The following is a 15,593-nucleotide window of genomic DNA, read 5'->3' as shown; positions in this document are numbered from 1 at the left end:
TGGGCCGTGTCAGGTCGCGGGTGTGGGTGCGTGCCTGGTGCGCCAGGTCTGTTTCTTGGCCTGGTTGCCGCAGGTTTCCATCGAGCACCAGCGGCGGTTTCCCGGGCGGGACGTGTCGAGGAACCAGGCGGCGCAGTGCGGTCCGGAGCAGGCCCGCACCCGGTCGAGGGCGGGCGAGGTCGCCAGCGCGAGCGCGTCGCGCGCGATGTCGGCGAGGACCGCGCCCACCGGGTCCGCGGCGGTCCAGGTCACCGTGCCGTCCGCGGCGAGCACCGGCACCGGGGGAGCCGCGGCGGCCGCGCGGTTCAGCAGCTCCCGCTCCTCGGGCGGGCAGCCGGCCGGGCCCGCGGACGAGCGCGCCGCGGTCAGCAGCGTGTGCACCGCCTCCCGTACCGCCCGCGCCTCGCGCAGGACGTCCGCGGCCGGGGCCGGAACGGCCGTGCCGTCGGGATAGGGGCCCAGCTGGGCGACCCAGGCGGTCAGGGCCTCCGGGCTGTCCAGTTCCTCGGTGGCGCCGTCCAGGCCGCGCAGCCGGAGCGTGCGCATGAAGTCCAGGCAGATCCGGCCCGCGCCGCTGCGGAAGCGGGGGGCGGTGGGCGCGGGTGTGTCGGGCATACGAACCACCCTACTGCGGAACCGGTTTTACTGGTACCGTCGAGGAACCGGTTAAAACGGTTCCCGGCGGAGCGCTGTCGCTCCGCCCCTCTTCCCTGTCTCTGTCCCCTTCCTCGCCAGAGGTGTGTCGTGTCCGCTGGGCCTCCCTCCCCCTCGTCGCCGACGCTGAGCCGGCGCCTGATCCTGCTGCTCTCCGTCGCCTGTGGCGTCGCGGTGGCCAACATCTACTTCCCGCAGGCGATCAGCCCGCTCATCGCCGACGACCTGCACGTCTCCCCGGAGTCCGCGGCCGTCGTGGTCACCTGCGCCCAGCTCGGGTACGCGGCCGGCATCTTCCTGCTGGTCCCGCTCGGCGACCGGCTGCGCCACCGGGGCCTGGTCACCACCCTGCTCCTGGTGACCTGCGCGGGACTGGTGCTCGCGGGCACCGCCACCTCCCTGCCCGTTCTCGCCGTCGCCAGCGCGCTGGTCGGGCTGACCACCGTGGTCCCGCAGATCCTCATCCCGATGGCGGCCGGCCTGACCGCACCGGAGCGCCGCGGCGCGGTCACCGGCACCCTGCTGTCCGGCCTGATCGGCGGCATCCTGCTGGCCCGCACCTTCTCCGGCACCCTCGGCGAATGGCTGGGCTGGCGCGCCCCCTACCTGGTCGCCGCCGGCCTGGTGCTCGTCCTCACCCTGGCCCTGGCCGCCGCGCTCCCCACCACCACTCCGAGCACCGACCAGTCCTACCCCGCGCTGCTCGCGGCCCCGCTGCGCCTGCTGCGCACCGAGCCGCTGCTGCGCCGCTCGGCCCTCAACCAGGTGCTGGTCTTCGCCGCCTTCAGCGCCGCCTGGACCGCCCTCGCGCTGTACATCACCGGCCCCGCCTACCACCTCGGCACCCCGGCGGTCGGCGTCCTCGCCCTGGTGGGCGCGGCCAGCATGTTCGCCACCCCGGTCGCCGGCCGCCGCACCGACCGGCAGGGTCCCGACGCCGTCAACCTGGTGTGCATGGTGGGCGCCATCGCCGCCGGCGCCCTGCTGCTGACCGGTCACCTCGGCGGTGCCGTCGGCCTGGTGGGCCTGGGCGCCGGGATGCTCCTGCTCGACGTGGCCATGCAGTCCGGCCAGGTCGCCAACCAGGCCCGTATCTTCGCGCTCCGCCCCGAGGCCCGTGCCCGCCTCAACACCGCCTACATGACCTGCGCGTTCCTCGGCGGCAGCGCCGGTTCCTGGCTGGGCGTGCGGGCGTACTCCGCCTTCGGCTGGAACGGCGTCTGCGGCCTGGTCGTGCTCCTCGCGGGCCTCGCCCTCCTCCGGCACGTCCTGCGGGCCCGCCCGGCCGCGGCCCCCGCGACGGAGCAGGTCACCGCCTCCCCCTCCGCCCCCGCCGCCCGCTGACGCAACGTCCGCCCGGTCTCCCGCACGTCACCCAGTCACCGCACACAGAAGGAGCTGTCATGCCCGATAACCTCCGCCGGAAGAGCACCACCTGGGGCCTGACCACGCCGGCCTCCGGCGCCGCCCAGGGCCGAGAGGCGGTCGCCCGGTGAACAGCTGGGACTACATCGTCGTCGGGGCCGGTTCCGCCGGCTGCGTGCTCGCCGACCGGCTCAGCGCGGACGGCACCGCGCAGGTGCTCCTCGTCGAGGCCGGCACGGCGACCGCGGGGGACCGCCCGGAGGTCCAGGTGCCGATCCTCTTCCCGCGGCTGTTCGGCGGCGACCTGGACTGGAACTTCAGCACGGTGCCCCAGCCCGGCCTCGCCGACCGCGCGATACCGATCCCGCGCGGGAAGGCGGTCGGCGGCTCCTCGGTGATCAACGCCCAGCTGTGGACCCGCGGCCACCGCGCGGACTACGACGGCTGGGCGCGGGCCGGTCTGGACGGCTTCGGCCACGACGACCTGCAGCCCTACTTCGACCGCGCCGAGCAGCGGATCAGCCTGGCCGGACTGCGCTACCCGCTCCCCGTCACCCCGGCCTTCGTCGACGCCTGCGCCCGCCTCGGACACACCCCGGCCGCCGAGGTCCAGGAGGGCTACGCCCTGGCCCGCGCGACCCACCGCGACGGCCTGCGGCACAGCTCCGCCGACGCCTACCTGACGCCGGCCCGGGAGCGGTCCAACCTGACGGTGCTGGCGGACACGCTGGTGCGCCGGGTGCTGTTCGAGGGCACGCGGGCGGTCGGGATCGAGGTCGAGGGGGAGTCGGGCACCGAGACCCTGCGGGCCGAACGCGAGGTCGTTCTGTCGGCCGGTGCCGTCGGCAGCCCGCACCTGCTGCTGCGCTCCGGCGTGGGCCCCGCCGCCGAACTGGCCCGGCACGGCGTCCCGGTGGTGCGGGACCTGCCGGGGGTGGGCCGCGACCTGACGGACCATCTGCTGGTGCCGCTGGCCTTCGAGGCACAGGGATTCTGGTCGCCCGGCTCGGGCACCTCGCCCGAGCAGATCGAGCAGTACCTGCGCGACCGCCACGGCTCCCTGGACTCGATCATCTCCGAGGCGCTGCTGTTCCTGCGCACCCGCGAGGAGGTGGAGGCCCCCGACATCGAGATCGTCCACCTGGTGGTGCCGCTCGGCGAGCACCAGCGGCCCGCCGCGCACGGCATGGCCCTGGGCGTGATCCTCATGCGCCCGCACAGCCGCGGCACCGTGACCCTGCGCAGCGCGGACCCGCACGACGCCCCGCTGATCGACCCCGGCTACCTCAGCGACGAGGCAGGGGAGGACCTGGCGACCCTGGTGGCCGGTGTGCGCGCGGCCCAGCGGATCCTGCGCCAGCCGGACCTGGCGCAGTGGCTGGGCAAGCCGCTCACGGACGGTGCGCTCTCCGACGACCTCGACGACATCACCGCGTACATCCGCACCACCGGCGGCAGCATCCACCACCTGGTGAGCACCTGCCGGATGGGCACGGACGAACACGCCGTCCTCGACCCGTCGTTCGCGGTCCGGGGCGTGCAGGGACTGCGGGTGGTGGACGCCGCCGCGATGCCGAGTCTCGTCCGGGCGCACACCCACGCCCCCGTCACGATGCTCGCCGAACGCGCCGCGGACGTCCTCCTCGGCGAGCGCTGAGGAAGCGGAGACGGGCCTCGAAGCGTCGAGCCGCCCCGGCCGGTGACTCCCCCGCCCGGCCGGGGTTTCCGCGTGCCCGGCCGCGCTGACAGCCGGGTGCGGGGCTGTTCCTGGCTCCCCGACAGCCTTCTCATGCATCTCTTATTTGTGGCTTATAGAGCCATCACGCTCCGTCCCTACCTTGCGGTCATGTTCTTCACCTACCTGAGGCGCGAACTGCGCCGCCGCAGAAAGGCGGCTCTCGTCGTCGCCTCCGGCCTCGCGCTGGGCATCGCACTGGTCATCGTGGTCAATTCCGTGTCCAACGGCATGGGGAAGGCGCAGGACAAGGTCCTCCAGTCGCTGTACGGCCTGGGTACGGACATGACGGTCACCAAGGCCGCGTCGGCGTCCACCGCGGACTCCCAGCGGCCCCGCTTCAACTTCGGCGCGCAGAACAACGGTTCGTCGAGCACGCAGAGCAGCGACCGGGTCCTGGTGCAGGGCTTCACCACCCTCCCCGCCGGCACCGTCACCGAGGTCGGCGACCAGAAGGGCGTCGCGACCGCGGTGGGCGGACTGAACCTCAACGTGCTAAAGATCAGCGGCCAGTTCACTCGGGGTCAGTTCCAGCAGAACCCGGGCTCCGGTGGCGGCCGCGGCTTCGGCGGCGGCAACGGCCAGCCGCAGGGCGAGGTCCGGGGCGGCGGTGCCAACTTCGACGTCAACGCGTACACGGTCTACGGCACCGACGTCACCCGGACCGAGGTCGGCCCGCTGACCTCGTCGAAGATCACCAGCGGCCGTACCTTCAAGACCACCGAGACGGACGCCAAGGTGCTGGTCGCCGACTCGGCGTACGCCAAGGAGAAGAAGTACAAGGTCGGTTCGACCGTCACCATCAACAAGGTCACGTTCACGATCATCGGCATCGCGACGGCCGACAGCGGTGACGCGGCGGCCAACCTGTACATGCCGCTGAAGCAGGCGCAGACGCTCGCCGACGAGAAGAACAAGGTCACCACGATCTACGTCAAGGCGACCGACTCCCAGCAGATCTCCTCGGTGAAGAAGACCATCCAGAGCCACGTCTCGGGTACGACGGTCACCACCTCCGCCGACCTCGCGGACACCGTCTCCGGCTCGCTGTCCACGGCGTCCTCGCTCGCCACCAACGTCGGCAAGTGGCTGTCCATCGCGGTGCTCGTGGCCGCGTTCCTGGTGGCCGGCCTGCTCACCTCGTCCGCGGTCTCCCGGCGCGTCCGCGAGTTCGGCACGCTGAAGGCGCTGGGCTGGAAGTCCGGCCGGGTCACCCGGCAGGTCATCGGCGAGGCGATGGTCAACGGCCTGGTCGGCGGTGCGCTCGGCATCGCGCTCGGTCTGGCCGGCGCGTACGTCGTCACCTCCATCAGCCCCACCCTGGAGGCCTCCCTCGGCGGCGGTGGCGGGGGCAACGCGGGCGGCGGCCCCGGTGGCGGCTTCCCCGGCGGTCCCGGCCGACGGGCCGCCAAGACCCTGGAGGTCGCCCTCACGGCACCGGTCAGCGTGACGACGATCGTCCTGGCGGTGGGGCTCGCGGTGGCCGGCGGCCTGATCGCGGGGGCGTTCGGCGGCTGGCGCGCGTCCAGGCTGCGACCGGCGGACGCACTGCGGCGGGTCGAGTAGCCGACGTCGGCTGTGGCGGGGTGGGGACGCTCACCGGCGCTGACAGGGTGCCTCCCCCCCCCCAGCCTTCGGCCGGGGGGACCCCCAGCGCCCACCCGTGCCGCCCTGGGGGCACCTCCCAGGCCCTCAAGGCACTGGGGGAGGCACGACTGCCCGCGGCTGACTAGCTGCGACGCCGCCCGCGGCTGGGAACGCGGCGGCTACAGCGACCCGTCAGGGGCGCGGGGAACTGCGCGAGCAACCCCCACCGGCCCGCAGCCGACACCCGACCGCCCCACCCACAACACCCTCCAGGAGCCACCATGTACGAACTCAGAAACGTCACCAAGGTCTACAGCCGCGGCAAGGACACCGTCCGCGCTCTCGACGGCATCGACCTCACCATCGCCGACGGTGACCGCCTGGTCATCCAGGGCCCCACCGGCGGCGGCAAGTCCACGCTGCTGCAGATGCTGGGCGGACTCGACCGTCCGTCCTCCGGCGAGGTCGTCCTGGACGGCACCGACCTGGCCAAGCTCTCCGAGGCGAAGCTCACGTCGGTCCGCAGCGAGAGCATCGGCTTCGTCTTCCAGTCGTTCAACCTGATCCCGACGCTCACCGCCCAGGAGAACGTCGAGACCGCCCTCGTCCCGCTCGGCGTCAGGACCAGGGAACGGCGTGAACGCGCCGCCGAGGCGCTGACGTCGGTCGGTCTCGGCGAGCGCCTCAACCATCTGCCCGGCGAGATGTCCGGCGGCCAGCAGCAGCGTGTCGCCATCGCACGGGCCCTGGTCAAGCAGCCCAAGGTGCTGCTCGCCGACGAGCCCACCGGCAACCTCGACGAGGGCATGCGCGACGAGATCATGGACGTACTGGAGCGCATGTGGAAGGAGCACGGACTGACCTTCATCATGGTCACCCACGACTCCGCGATCGCGAAGAAGGCCCCGCGCCTCGCGACCATCCGCAAGGGCAGGATCACCGTCAAGGAGAACGCGGGCGCATAGCATTCGAACGCCCCGCGCAACCGCGCGGTTGTGTAACGGTGTTCACCTCGGCGCGTAACAGTTCTCCCGCACTTCTCTTACCGGCCTCTCATCTATTGAGCCCGCTGATCACCCCCCGGCATACTCCGTGTTCCGGGGGGTTGACGCATGTGCGTACGAGACATCCCCCGGCCGGGTGAACGGGGAATTCGCCCGGGACACCGTCTCCCAGGGGGAGTCTTGCGCAGACAAGTGAAAAGAGCCGCCGCGGCCACGGTGGCCACGGCGGCGGCCGTCGCGCTCGCCGCGGGCATGACCAGCCCGGCCTCGGCGAAGCCGGAACCGCGTGCCGCCACGGCCGCGGCCGCCGCCTCGCTCACCGCCAAGCAGCACGTCACCCTGATCACCGGCGACCGGGTCACTCTCGACGCCAAGGGGCGCGTCGTCGGCCTGGAGCGGGCCAAGGGACGCCAGCACATACCCTTCCGGATCAGCAAGGTCGGCGGGCACACCCTCGTCGTCCCCGGTGACGCCGTCCAACTGGTGGCCTCCGGCAAGCTGGACCAACGGCTCTTCGACGTCACCGAGTTGAACAAGGCCGCGACCCGCAGGGCGCAGAAGAACGGCCTGAAGGTCATCGTCGGCTACAGCGGTGCGGCCACCGCGGCCAAGGCCGACGTCCGCGACGCGGGCACCCTGCGGCACAGCCTGAAGGCGCTGAACGCGGACGCCGTGCAGACCCCGGTCAAGGACACGCCCGAGCTCTGGGACGCCGTCACCAACGGGGACAAGGCGGCCTCCGGCATCGCGCACGTCTGGCTCGACGGCGTCCGCAAGGCCAGCCTGGACAAGTCCGTGCCGCAGATCGGCGCGCCCGTGGCCTGGAAGGCCGGCTACACCGGCAAGGGCGTGAAGATCGCTGTCCTGGACACCGGTGTGGACACGACCCACCCGGACCTCAAGGACCAGGTGATCGAGTCCAAGAACTTCACCTCGGCCGCCGACGCCTCGGACCACTTCGGCCACGGCACGCACGTCGCGTCCATCGCGGCCGGCACCGGCGCCAAGTCGCACGGCAAGTACACGGGTGTCGCGCCCGGCGCGAAGATCCTCAACGGCAAGGTCCTGGACGACACCGGCTCCGGTGACGACTCCGGCATCCTGGCCGGCATGGAGTGGGCGGCGGCCGAGGGCGCCTCTGTCGTCAACCTCAGCCTCGGCGGCTACGACGGCCCGGAGATCGACCCGCTGGAAGCGGAGGTGAACAAGCTCTCCGAGCAGAAGGGCATCCTGTTCGCGATCGCCGCGGGCAACGACGGCCCCCAGTCGATCGGTTCGCCGGGCAGCGCGGCCGACGCGCTCACCGTCGGCGCCGTCGACGGCAACGACAAGCTGGCCGACTTCTCCTCCACCGGCCCCGCCGCCGACGGCTCCATCAAGCCGGACGTCACCGCGCCCGGCGTCGACATCACCGCCGCCGCGGCCAAGGGCAGCGTCATCGACCAGGAGGTCGGCGAGAACCCGCCCGGCTACCTGACCATCTCCGGCACGTCCATGGCCACCCCGCATGTCGCGGGCGCCGCCGCCATCCTCAAGCAGGAGCACCCCGACTGGGGCTTCAAGGAGCTGAAGGCGGCCCTGACCGGCTCCGCGAAGGGCGGCAAGTACACGCCGTTCGAGCAGGGTTCGGGCCGGATCGCGGTGGACAAGGCCATCAAGCAGACCGTGCTCGCCGACCCGACGTCGGTGAGTTTCGGTGTGCAGCAGTGGCCGCACACCGACGACACCCCGGTCACCAAGCAGCTGACCTACCGCAACGTCGGCACGTCCGACGTGACGCTCACGCTGACGTCGTCCGCCACCGACCCCAAGGGCGCGGCGGCCCCGGCCGGCTTCTTCACGCTGGGCGCGACCAAGCTGACCGTCCCGGCGGGCGGCACGGCCTCCGTCGGCCTCACCGTCAACACCAAGCTGGGCGGCACCCTCGACGGCGCCTACTCGGCGTACGTGACGGCGACCGGCGGCGGCCAGACCATCCGCACGGCGGCCGCGGTCCAGCGTGAGGTGCAGTCGTACACCGTCACCGTCAAGCACATCGGACGCGACGGCAACCCGACCGGTGTCTACAACACCGACCTGATGGGCTACTCGGGCCTCGGCAACGGCAACGACTACCTCGCGCCGGTCTCCGCCACCGGGACCGCCAGTTTCCGGGTGCCGAAGGGCACGTACCTGCTCGACACCTGGATCGCCAAGGACTTCACCACCTTCGACGGCGGCCTCGACTGGCTGGTCGACCCGAAGCTGAGCGTCACCAAGGACCTCACGGTCACCCTCGACGCCCGCACCGCCAAGTCCGCCGACATCACCGTGCCGGACGCCCAGGCCACCCCGCACTCGGCGACCGTCGACTACATGTACGACCCGGCCGGCATCGGACTCGGCGTCGGCTTCGACAGCTTCGCCAAGATCCGGCTCGCACCGCTGGGCGGCGAGGTGAGCGGTCTGACCCAGACCTGGAGCGGCCAGTTCACCAAGGGCGCCGGCGAGGAGTACGACGTCGCCACCAGCGCCAAGGTCAAGAAGGTCCAGGGCGACAAGGTCCGGCACTTCAAGGCGGGCGAGTTCGCCACGGTCAAGAACTCCGTCGGTGCCTCGGCCCCCGGCAAGACCGGCGCGGTCGCCCCGTGGGGCGTCGTCGGCGAGGACTTCGTCGCGGGCGACGGGGTGGAGCAGAAGCTGCCCGCCACCCGCACCTTCCACGTCTCCACCGTGGACGGCGCCCGGTGGGCCTTCGACGCCCTCCAGTACCGCGGCCACGACGCCCAGGGACTCCCCCTCCCCGACGCCGGGTACACGCTGGGCGACCCGCGGGCCTACAAGGCGGGCGCCACCTACAAGAACACCTTCAACAGGGCCGTCTTCGGTCCGCAGCTGGGCAGCGAGTACGGCCTGTTCCGGGAGGACAACCAGATCTTCGGAGTGGTCCCGCTCTTCGCCGACAGCGCGGGGCACGCCGGGTCCTCCGACTTCCTGTCGGTGAACACCACCCTGTACCGCAACGGCACCAAGGTCGGCTCCAACAAGGACCCGCTGTTCGGCGGCGACTCCTTCGCCGTGCCGTCGGGTGACGCCGAGTACAAGCTGACCACCTCGGTGATCCGCTCGGTCAAGGTCGCCGCGGCCTCCACCCGGATCGACGCGAGCTGGACCTTCCACTCGAAGAAGCCCGGCAGCAACACCCCGCTGGCCAAGCTCCCGGCCTCCACCGTCCGCTTCGGTGCCCAGACCGGCCCGGACAGCCGCGTCGAGGCGGGCAGGACGGTCACCTTCCCGGTCACCGTCGAGGGCTCGGCCGCCGGCCGCAACCTCCAGTCCCTCACGGTCTACGTCTCCTACGACTACGGCCAGACCTGGAAGAAGCTGACGGTGAACCACGGCAAGATCACCGTCAGGAACCCGGCCAAGGGCAAGGCCATCTCGTTCCACGCCAAGATCGCCGACAAGAAGGGCAACAAGTCGACGATCTCCATCTACAACGCGTACTACGCCAAGTGAGCCGTAGCCGCTGAGTAGCACCCAGCGAGCGGCCCGCCGGAAGCGCGGCTTCCGGCGGGCCGTTCCCCATGCCGTGGCTCAGGGCGCCGGAGCGACCCGGTTGGCGTCCGTGCCCCAGCTGGCCAGCAGGCGCAGCGCCTCGGCCGACGCCGAGCCCGGTTCGGCGTGGTACGTGACCAGGGCCTGGTCCTGGTCGCCGGCCATGCGGAACGACTCGTAGCTCAGGGACAGCTCACCCACCAGCGGATGGCGCATCTGCTTCACCCCGTACGTCTTCTCCTTGGCGTCATGGGTCGCCCACAGCCGGCGGAACTCCGCGCTCTTGACCGAGAGTTCGCCGACCAGCGCGGAGAGCCGGGGGTCGTCGGGATAACAGCCCGCGTCCATCCGCAGGTGGCAGACGATGTCGATCGCCTTCTGCTCCCAGTCCACGAACAGCTCGCGGTAGTCGGGCCGCAGGAACGTCAGCCGGGCCCAGTTGCGCTCCGCCGCCGGCAGTTCCGCCCAGTCGCCGAAGAGCGCCGCCGCCATCCGGTTCCAGGCCAGGATCTCCGAGCGCCGCCCCACGATGTACGCGGGCACGCCCGCCATCGAGTCCAGCAGCTGCCCCAGCGACGCCCGTACCTGCTGCGGCCGGGCCGGCGCCTTCTTCTTGTGCTGTTTTCCCTTGGCCAGATGGGTCAGGTGCGCGTGCTCGGCGTCGGTGAGCCGCAGCGCGCGGGCGATCGAGTCCAGCACCTCCGCCGACACGTTCTGCCCGTTGCCCTGCTCCAGGCGCGTGTAGTACGCCACCGACACCCCGGCCAGCTGCGCCAGCTCCTCGCGCCGCAGCCCCGGCACCCTGCGGTGCCGCCCGAAGTCCGGCAGCCCCACGTCCGCGGGGCGCAGCCGGGCCCGCCGGGTGCGCAGGAACTCACTGAGCTCGGCGCGCCGGTCCAGGACCGGGGAGGCGGCGGGGGTGGTGGGGGACAGGGCCTGGTCTTCCATACATCCAGTATTCACGGTCGTACGCACCCGAACCTGACCCCGCCAGTGGTACGCACGGCAGACGTACGCAGAGGCGTGGGCTGGGTGACCGACGTAGCGTGGAGGAGCCTGGAGAAGCGCCCGGAGGGAAGAAGAAGCCGGACGCGAAGGACAGCCCTAGGAGATCCCCCCTCATGACCACTGTTGCTGCTTACGCCGCGCCCGCCGCCAAGGCCCCGCTGGAGCGGACCACCATCGAGCGGCGCGCGGTCGGCGAGTTCGATGTCCTCATCGACATCGAGTTCGCCGGTATCTGCCACTCCGACATCCACCAGGCCCGCGAGGGCTGGGGCACGGCGATCTTCCCGATGGTGCCCGGTCACGAGATCGCGGGCGTCGTGTCGGAGGTCGGCCCCGGTGTCACCAAGTACGCGGTGGGCGACCGGGTGGGCGTCGGCTGCATGGTCGACTCCTGCCGCGAGTGCGACAACTGCAGGGCCGGCCTCCAGCAGTACTGCACCGGCGGCGGCCCCACCTGGACGTACAACGGCGTCGGCAAGGACGGCCGGCCCACCTACGGCGGCTACGCCCAGAAGATCGTCGTCGACGAGAACTACGTCGTCCGCATCCCGGACGGCCTCGCGCTCGACGTCGCCGCCCCCCTCCTGTGCGCCGGCATCACCACGTACTCGCCGCTGAAGCACTGGAACGCCGGTCCCGGCAAGAAGGTCGCGGTCGTCGGCCTTGGCGGCCTGGGCCACATGGGCGTGAAGATCGCCGCCGCCCTGGGGGCCGAGGTCACCGTGCTCTCCCAGTCGCTGCGCAAGAAGGACGACGGCCTGAAGCTGGGCGCCACGCACTACTACGCGACCAGCGACCCGAAGACCTTCGAGGACCTCAAGGGCACCTTCGACATCATCCTCAACACGGTGTCCGCGCCGATCGACTTCGACGCGTACCTGTCGCTGCTGAAGACCGACGGCGCCATGGTGAACGTCGGCGTCCCCGAGGAGCCGGTGCACATCCTGCTCTCCTCCGTGTTCGGCAACCGGCGCAGCCTCAGCAGCTCCGGCATCGGCGGCATCCCGGAGACCCAGGAGATGCTCGACTTCTGCGCCGAGCACAACCTGGGCGCCGAGATCGAGCTGATCAGCGCCGACCAGGTCAACGAGGCGTACGAACGGGTCGTGAACAGCGACGTCCGCTACCGCTTCGTGATCGACACGGCGACGATCTGACGCACCGCCGCCCGCCGCGCCGACACGGCGGACAGGGGCCGCCGACCGGGCAGGTCGGCGGCCCCACGGCCACCGGGCCGACCGTCACCGGCCACTGCGGCCCGGCGGGGGACTGAGCACGCCGTTCCCCGCGCCCCCTGCGGGGCGCGGCACCCGCGCACCTCACCCGCCGAGCGGGCCGCCCAGCGGGACGGGCTCACCGGGCGCGTACGAGCGTACGACCGCACCCGTCCCGCCACCGGTACGCGCGTGGCCGCCGTCCGTCGGGCGTACCACGTGGACCCGCCCGCGCCCGCCGACCCGGCCCCGCCCGGCCGCCACCTCCAGCACGGTGTTCTCGTCGATCGCCACGCCGTACGGCACCGACCCGCGCGCCACGGCCGCGACCAGCCGGCCCAGCGTGCCCCACTGGGCCGCGTGCGCGTCCACCGCGAAGGGGACCAGCCCCAGGCCCGGCCGTACCTCGACCTCGTCGAGGTCCTCGGCCGTGTCCGGCGGGCAGACCGGGACACCGTCCGCCAGCCAGCCGCCGACCACGGCTTGCCGGGCGGCGAGCGCGGCACCGGCGGAGAAACCGGCGTACGGGATGCCGCGCTCGGCGAGCAGCCCGGTCAGCCGCTCCGCACACCCGGCGAACGCCTCCTGGTACGCGGGCGTCAGCCCACCGCAGACCAGCAGCCCGGCCGGACCGTCGCCCGACGGGTCGTCCTTCAGCAGGTCGTCCGGCTCGAACCGGCCGCCGAGCGGCACCAGCAGCGGCACCGGCACACACGCCCCGGCCGCCCGCAACGCCCCGGCGTACCGCGCGAACTGCTCCGCGCCGTCCCCCTCGTCGACGATCACGCAGCCGATCCGGCCGCCGCCGGAGGCCCGCAGCAGCGGCCCGTAGACCTCGGGCGCGGCCCAGCCCCCGCCGACGAGAGAGATCCCACCGCTCATGTCGCCCGCAGCCCCTTGACGCCGTCCTGGGCGGCCATGACCAGCTCGATGCCCCGGTTGTCGGCGGCCGGCTCGCGCATCTGGTTCGTCACGTACGCCATCGCCAGCCGTTCGTCGGGGTCGATCCAGACGAGCGCGCCGCCCCAGCCGCCCCAGCCGAGGGCGCTGCCGAACAGGCCGTAGCCGAGGCCGTAGCGGGCCTGCATGCCGAGGACGCGGTCCTCGCCCGCGAACTGCACCTGCCGGGCCCGCTCGCACCCCTCCGGGGACAGCACCCGCACCCCGCCGACGGTTCCGCCGCAGGCGAGCAGTGACTGGACGAGGGCGACCGAGCGGGCGTTGCCGTAGCCGCTCGCCGCGGGGATCTGCGCGCGCCGCCAGGCGATGCTGTTGCCGTCCCGGACGCGGAGGGCGGTGGCCGTGGTGGGGGGCGCCTCGCGGCCCGGCGCGCTGGCCGCGTAGTCCTCGTCCAGGCCCGGCGGCGGCACCGTCAGCGCCACCCGTGAGTCGTCCTCGGGGCCGAGCCCGAGCTGGAAGTCCGCGCCCAGCGGCCCGGCCACCTCGGCGGCGAAGAACTCGCCCACGCTCCGCCCGGTGATCCGGCGCAGCACCTCGCCGACCAGGAACCCCTGGGTGAGCGAGTGGTAGCCGGCCGCGGTCCCGGGCTCCCACTGCGGGGCCTGCCCGGCGAGCCGGGTCGTGGCGGCCGTCCAGTCGTACAGCTCCTCGACCGGCCCGTCCCAGTCAGGCAGCCCGGCGGTGTGCGACAGCAGGTGCCGCACCCGCACGTCCCGCTTGCCGGCCGCGGCGAACTCGGGCCAGTACCGGGCCACCGGCGCGTCCGGATCCAGCCTGCCCCGGTCGATCAGGACGAGCGCGCAGAGTGCGGTCATCGTCTTGGTCACGGAGAACACGTTGACGATCGTGTCCCGCTCCCACGCCCGGGTCCGTCCGGCGTCGGCGAACCCCGCCCACACGTCCACCACGGGCTCTCCGTCCACGAAGACGGCCACGGCGCCTCCCACGTCGCCGTCGTCGATCAGCGCGGCGAGTGCGGTGGGCACGGCGGTGAACAGCTCGTCGTACGAGCCATGGATGTCGGCCATGTACGCCATTGAGCCGGTGGGGGCGGCCCGGGGCAACCGAATATCCGGACGGCGCCGCCGCGGCGGCCCCGGCGCGGCCCCCCGGGCGGGCCGCCCGGAATCGTGGGGAACCCGGACGCGTTGAGTAGGTGTGCGGGCCGGACAGCCCGCGTGACCAGCCCGGACGTACGGGCCGACGAGTATTGGAGGGGCCGCGATGACCGCGCAGACGCAGAGGGCCGTGCTGGCGGGCGGGTGTTTCTGGGGGATGCAGGACCTGATCCGCCGGCTCCCCGGGGTGACGGCGACCCGGGTGGGATACACCGGGGGTGACGTGCCGAACGCGACGTACCGCAACCACGGCACGCACGCGGAGGCCATCGAGATCCTCTTCGACCCGGAGCGGACCGACTACCGCGCTCTCCTGGAGTTCTTCTTCCAGATCCACGACCCGAGCACCAGGAACCGCCAGGGCAACGACATCGGTCTCAGCTACCGCTCGGCGATCTACTACGTGGACGACGAGCAGAAGCGGATCGCCGAGGACACCATCGCGGACGTGGACGCCTCCGGGCTGTGGCCGGGCAAGGTCGTCACCGAGGTGGAGCCGGTCGGCCCCTTCTGGGAGGCCGAGCCCGAGCACCAGGACTACCTGGAGCGCTACCCGGACGGCTACACCTGCCACTTCCCCCGCCCGGGCTGGAAGCTGCCCGCCCGCACCCAGGGCTGACCACGCCGCGCCCAGGGCTGACCACGCCGCACCCAGGGCTGACCACGCCGCACCCAGGGCTGACCACGCCGCGCCCAGGGCTGCTGACCGCGAGACGGGCCGGCGAACGAGGCGCGGCGGGGGAACGGGCCGTGGCGGGGCGGCGAGTCGCCGGTCGGAAGTGGGCCGGTGCTCGCACAGGGCCGCGGCTTGGTGGCGGGCCGTTGCTGCACAGCGCTGCGGTTCGGTGGTGGGCCGGGGTGTGACCCGGCGCGGACACCGGCGGTGCCTGCTGGGACACTGCGGTCATGGACACCACACCCGAGCAGATCAGTGCCCGGACAGCGGCCGCCTGGACCGTCGTCCTCGCGGTTCTCGGAGGCTTCACCGGCTACGCGTGGGACGGCCCGTTCCTCGCGGTGACCTGCGCGTTGTCCCTGGCGGGCGGCGGCGCCGTCGGCACGGTCCTGTCCCGCCGCCGGATCATGGCGGCCCTGCACGACGGTCAGGGAAAGGCCGCCGAACTCGGGTACGCCGACGGGATCGCGGACATGATGGTGCTCGGGATATCGGCGTACCGGGCCGCCGTCTTCCCGCTGTCCGGCCCGGACGCGGTGGACGCCGCCGAACGCGTGGCGCGCCGCAGGGCCGCCTACCGCCTCACGGCCGCCGACGGCCTTCCCCACGAGGTCCGCGAGGCCGCGGCCGCCGCTCTCGAAGCGATCGACGACGGGAGCGACCGCGCGACCCGGACCGCCATGGAGGACCTCATGCAGGCCGTCCGGAAGCAGCGTGCCACCCGGTGAACGACAG

The 15,593-nt window shown here is 72.5% G+C and carries 12 protein-coding genes; 8 read left to right on the top strand and 4 right to left on the bottom strand.

From position 1 onward, the window contains the following. Positions 1-9: 9 nt before the first annotated feature. A complete protein-coding gene (locus AB0M11_RS10445) occupies positions 10-615 on the bottom strand; it encodes an ABATE domain-containing protein (RefSeq protein WP_365703511.1) in 606 nt (201 codons plus the stop codon). A gap of 129 nt (positions 616-744) precedes the next feature. On the opposite strand from AB0M11_RS10445, the gene AB0M11_RS10440 reads away from it, so the two are divergent. The 5 genes from AB0M11_RS10440 to AB0M11_RS10420 all read left to right on the top strand — a co-directional run bounded on the left by AB0M11_RS10440 (position 745) and on the right by AB0M11_RS10420 (position 9,843). Next, complete coding sequence (locus tag AB0M11_RS10440; protein ID WP_365703509.1) at positions 745-1,998, top strand: MFS transporter; 1,254 nt, start codon at positions 745-747, stop codon at positions 1,996-1,998. Between the two features lie 148 nt (positions 1,999-2,146). Continuing rightward, on the top strand, positions 2,147-3,676 hold the full coding sequence (locus AB0M11_RS10435) for a GMC family oxidoreductase N-terminal domain-containing protein (protein ID WP_365703507.1): 1,530 nt from the start codon (positions 2,147-2,149) through the stop codon (positions 3,674-3,676). Between the two features lie 189 nt (positions 3,677-3,865). Further along, positions 3,866-5,320, top strand: coding sequence for an FtsX-like permease family protein (locus tag AB0M11_RS10430; RefSeq protein WP_365703505.1), 1,455 nt, complete (start codon positions 3,866-3,868; stop codon positions 5,318-5,320). 302 nt (positions 5,321-5,622) lie between these two features. Continuing rightward, positions 5,623-6,306, top strand: coding sequence for an ABC transporter ATP-binding protein (locus AB0M11_RS10425; protein ID WP_365703503.1), 684 nt, complete (start codon positions 5,623-5,625; stop codon positions 6,304-6,306). Between the two features lie 231 nt (positions 6,307-6,537). After that, positions 6,538-9,843 (top strand): S8 family peptidase, encoded by a 3,306-nt coding sequence (locus AB0M11_RS10420; RefSeq protein ID WP_365703501.1) that lies wholly within the window; start codon positions 6,538-6,540, stop codon positions 9,841-9,843. Positions 9,844-9,921: 78 nt separating this feature from the next. On the opposite strand, the gene AB0M11_RS10415 is transcribed toward AB0M11_RS10420, so the two are convergent. After that, entirely contained in the window at positions 9,922-10,830 is a 909-nt protein-coding gene (locus tag AB0M11_RS10415; RefSeq protein WP_365703499.1) for a helix-turn-helix transcriptional regulator, read from the bottom strand. Positions 10,831-11,003: 173 nt separating this feature from the next. Here AB0M11_RS10415 and AB0M11_RS10410 point away from each other — a divergent pair, with 173 nt between their 5' ends. Further along, positions 11,004-12,047: an NAD(P)-dependent alcohol dehydrogenase gene (locus AB0M11_RS10410; RefSeq protein ID WP_365703497.1), complete on the top strand. Its 1,044-nt coding sequence runs from the start codon at positions 11,004-11,006 to the stop codon at positions 12,045-12,047. 162 nt (positions 12,048-12,209) lie between these two features. Here AB0M11_RS10410 and AB0M11_RS10405 read toward each other — a convergent pair whose 3' ends face one another. Continuing rightward, positions 12,210-12,986: a hypothetical protein gene (locus AB0M11_RS10405; RefSeq protein ID WP_365703495.1), complete on the bottom strand. Its 777-nt coding sequence runs from the start codon at positions 12,984-12,986 to the stop codon at positions 12,210-12,212. Next, a complete protein-coding gene (locus tag AB0M11_RS10400; protein WP_365703493.1) occupies positions 12,983-14,092 on the bottom strand; it encodes a serine hydrolase domain-containing protein in 1,110 nt (369 codons plus the stop codon). Before AB0M11_RS10400 ends, AB0M11_RS10405 begins: the two co-directional genes overlap by 4 nt. Before the next feature lie 196 nt (positions 14,093-14,288). Here AB0M11_RS10400 and msrA point away from each other — a divergent pair, with 196 nt between their 5' ends. Together msrA and AB0M11_RS10390 are read left to right on the top strand one after the other, a co-directional pair. After that, positions 14,289-14,801 carry a peptide-methionine (S)-S-oxide reductase MsrA gene (gene msrA, locus AB0M11_RS10395; protein WP_365703491.1) on the top strand — a complete coding sequence of 171 codons (513 nt, stop codon included), beginning with the start codon at positions 14,289-14,291 and terminating at the stop codon, positions 14,799-14,801. Between the two features lie 287 nt (positions 14,802-15,088). Beyond that, positions 15,089-15,586, top strand: a complete 498-nt coding sequence (locus AB0M11_RS10390; protein WP_365703489.1) for a hypothetical protein — start codon at positions 15,089-15,091, stop codon at positions 15,584-15,586. The last annotated feature ends 7 nt before the right edge of the window (positions 15,587-15,593 follow it).

It is taken from the genome of Streptomyces sp. NPDC051987, assembly GCF_040680735.1.
In the GTDB taxonomy this organism is placed as follows: domain Bacteria; phylum Actinomycetota; class Actinomycetes; order Streptomycetales; family Streptomycetaceae; genus Streptomyces.
Note: the sequence above shows the minus strand (reverse complement) of the source record. Positions and strands in the feature narration are given on the sequence as shown.

Bases quoted from the DNA above. Each gene is read 5' to 3' on its own strand.
- AB0M11_RS10445 (WP_365703511.1), bottom strand. From the start codon at position 615: ATGCCCGACACACCCGCGCCCACCGCCCCCCGCTTCCGCAGCGGCGCG.
- AB0M11_RS10430 (WP_365703505.1), top strand. From the start codon at position 3,866: ATGTTCTTCACCTACCTGAGGCGCGAACTGCGCCGCCGCAGAAAGGCG.
- AB0M11_RS10425 (WP_365703503.1), top strand. From the start codon at position 5,623: ATGTACGAACTCAGAAACGTCACCAAGGTCTACAGCCGCGGCAAGGAC.
- AB0M11_RS10415 (WP_365703499.1), bottom strand. From the start codon at position 10,830: ATGGAAGACCAGGCCCTGTCCCCCACCACCCCCGCCGCCTCCCCGGTC.
- AB0M11_RS10410 (WP_365703497.1), top strand. From the start codon at position 11,004: ATGACCACTGTTGCTGCTTACGCCGCGCCCGCCGCCAAGGCCCCGCTG.
- AB0M11_RS10405 (WP_365703495.1), bottom strand. From the start codon at position 12,986: ATGAGCGGTGGGATCTCTCTCGTCGGCGGGGGCTGGGCCGCGCCCGAG.
- AB0M11_RS10400 (WP_365703493.1), bottom strand. From the start codon at position 14,092: ATGGCCGACATCCATGGCTCGTACGACGAGCTGTTCACCGCCGTGCCC.
- msrA (WP_365703491.1), top strand. From the start codon at position 14,289: ATGACCGCGCAGACGCAGAGGGCCGTGCTGGCGGGCGGGTGTTTCTGG.
- AB0M11_RS10390 (WP_365703489.1), top strand. From the start codon at position 15,089: ATGGACACCACACCCGAGCAGATCAGTGCCCGGACAGCGGCCGCCTGG.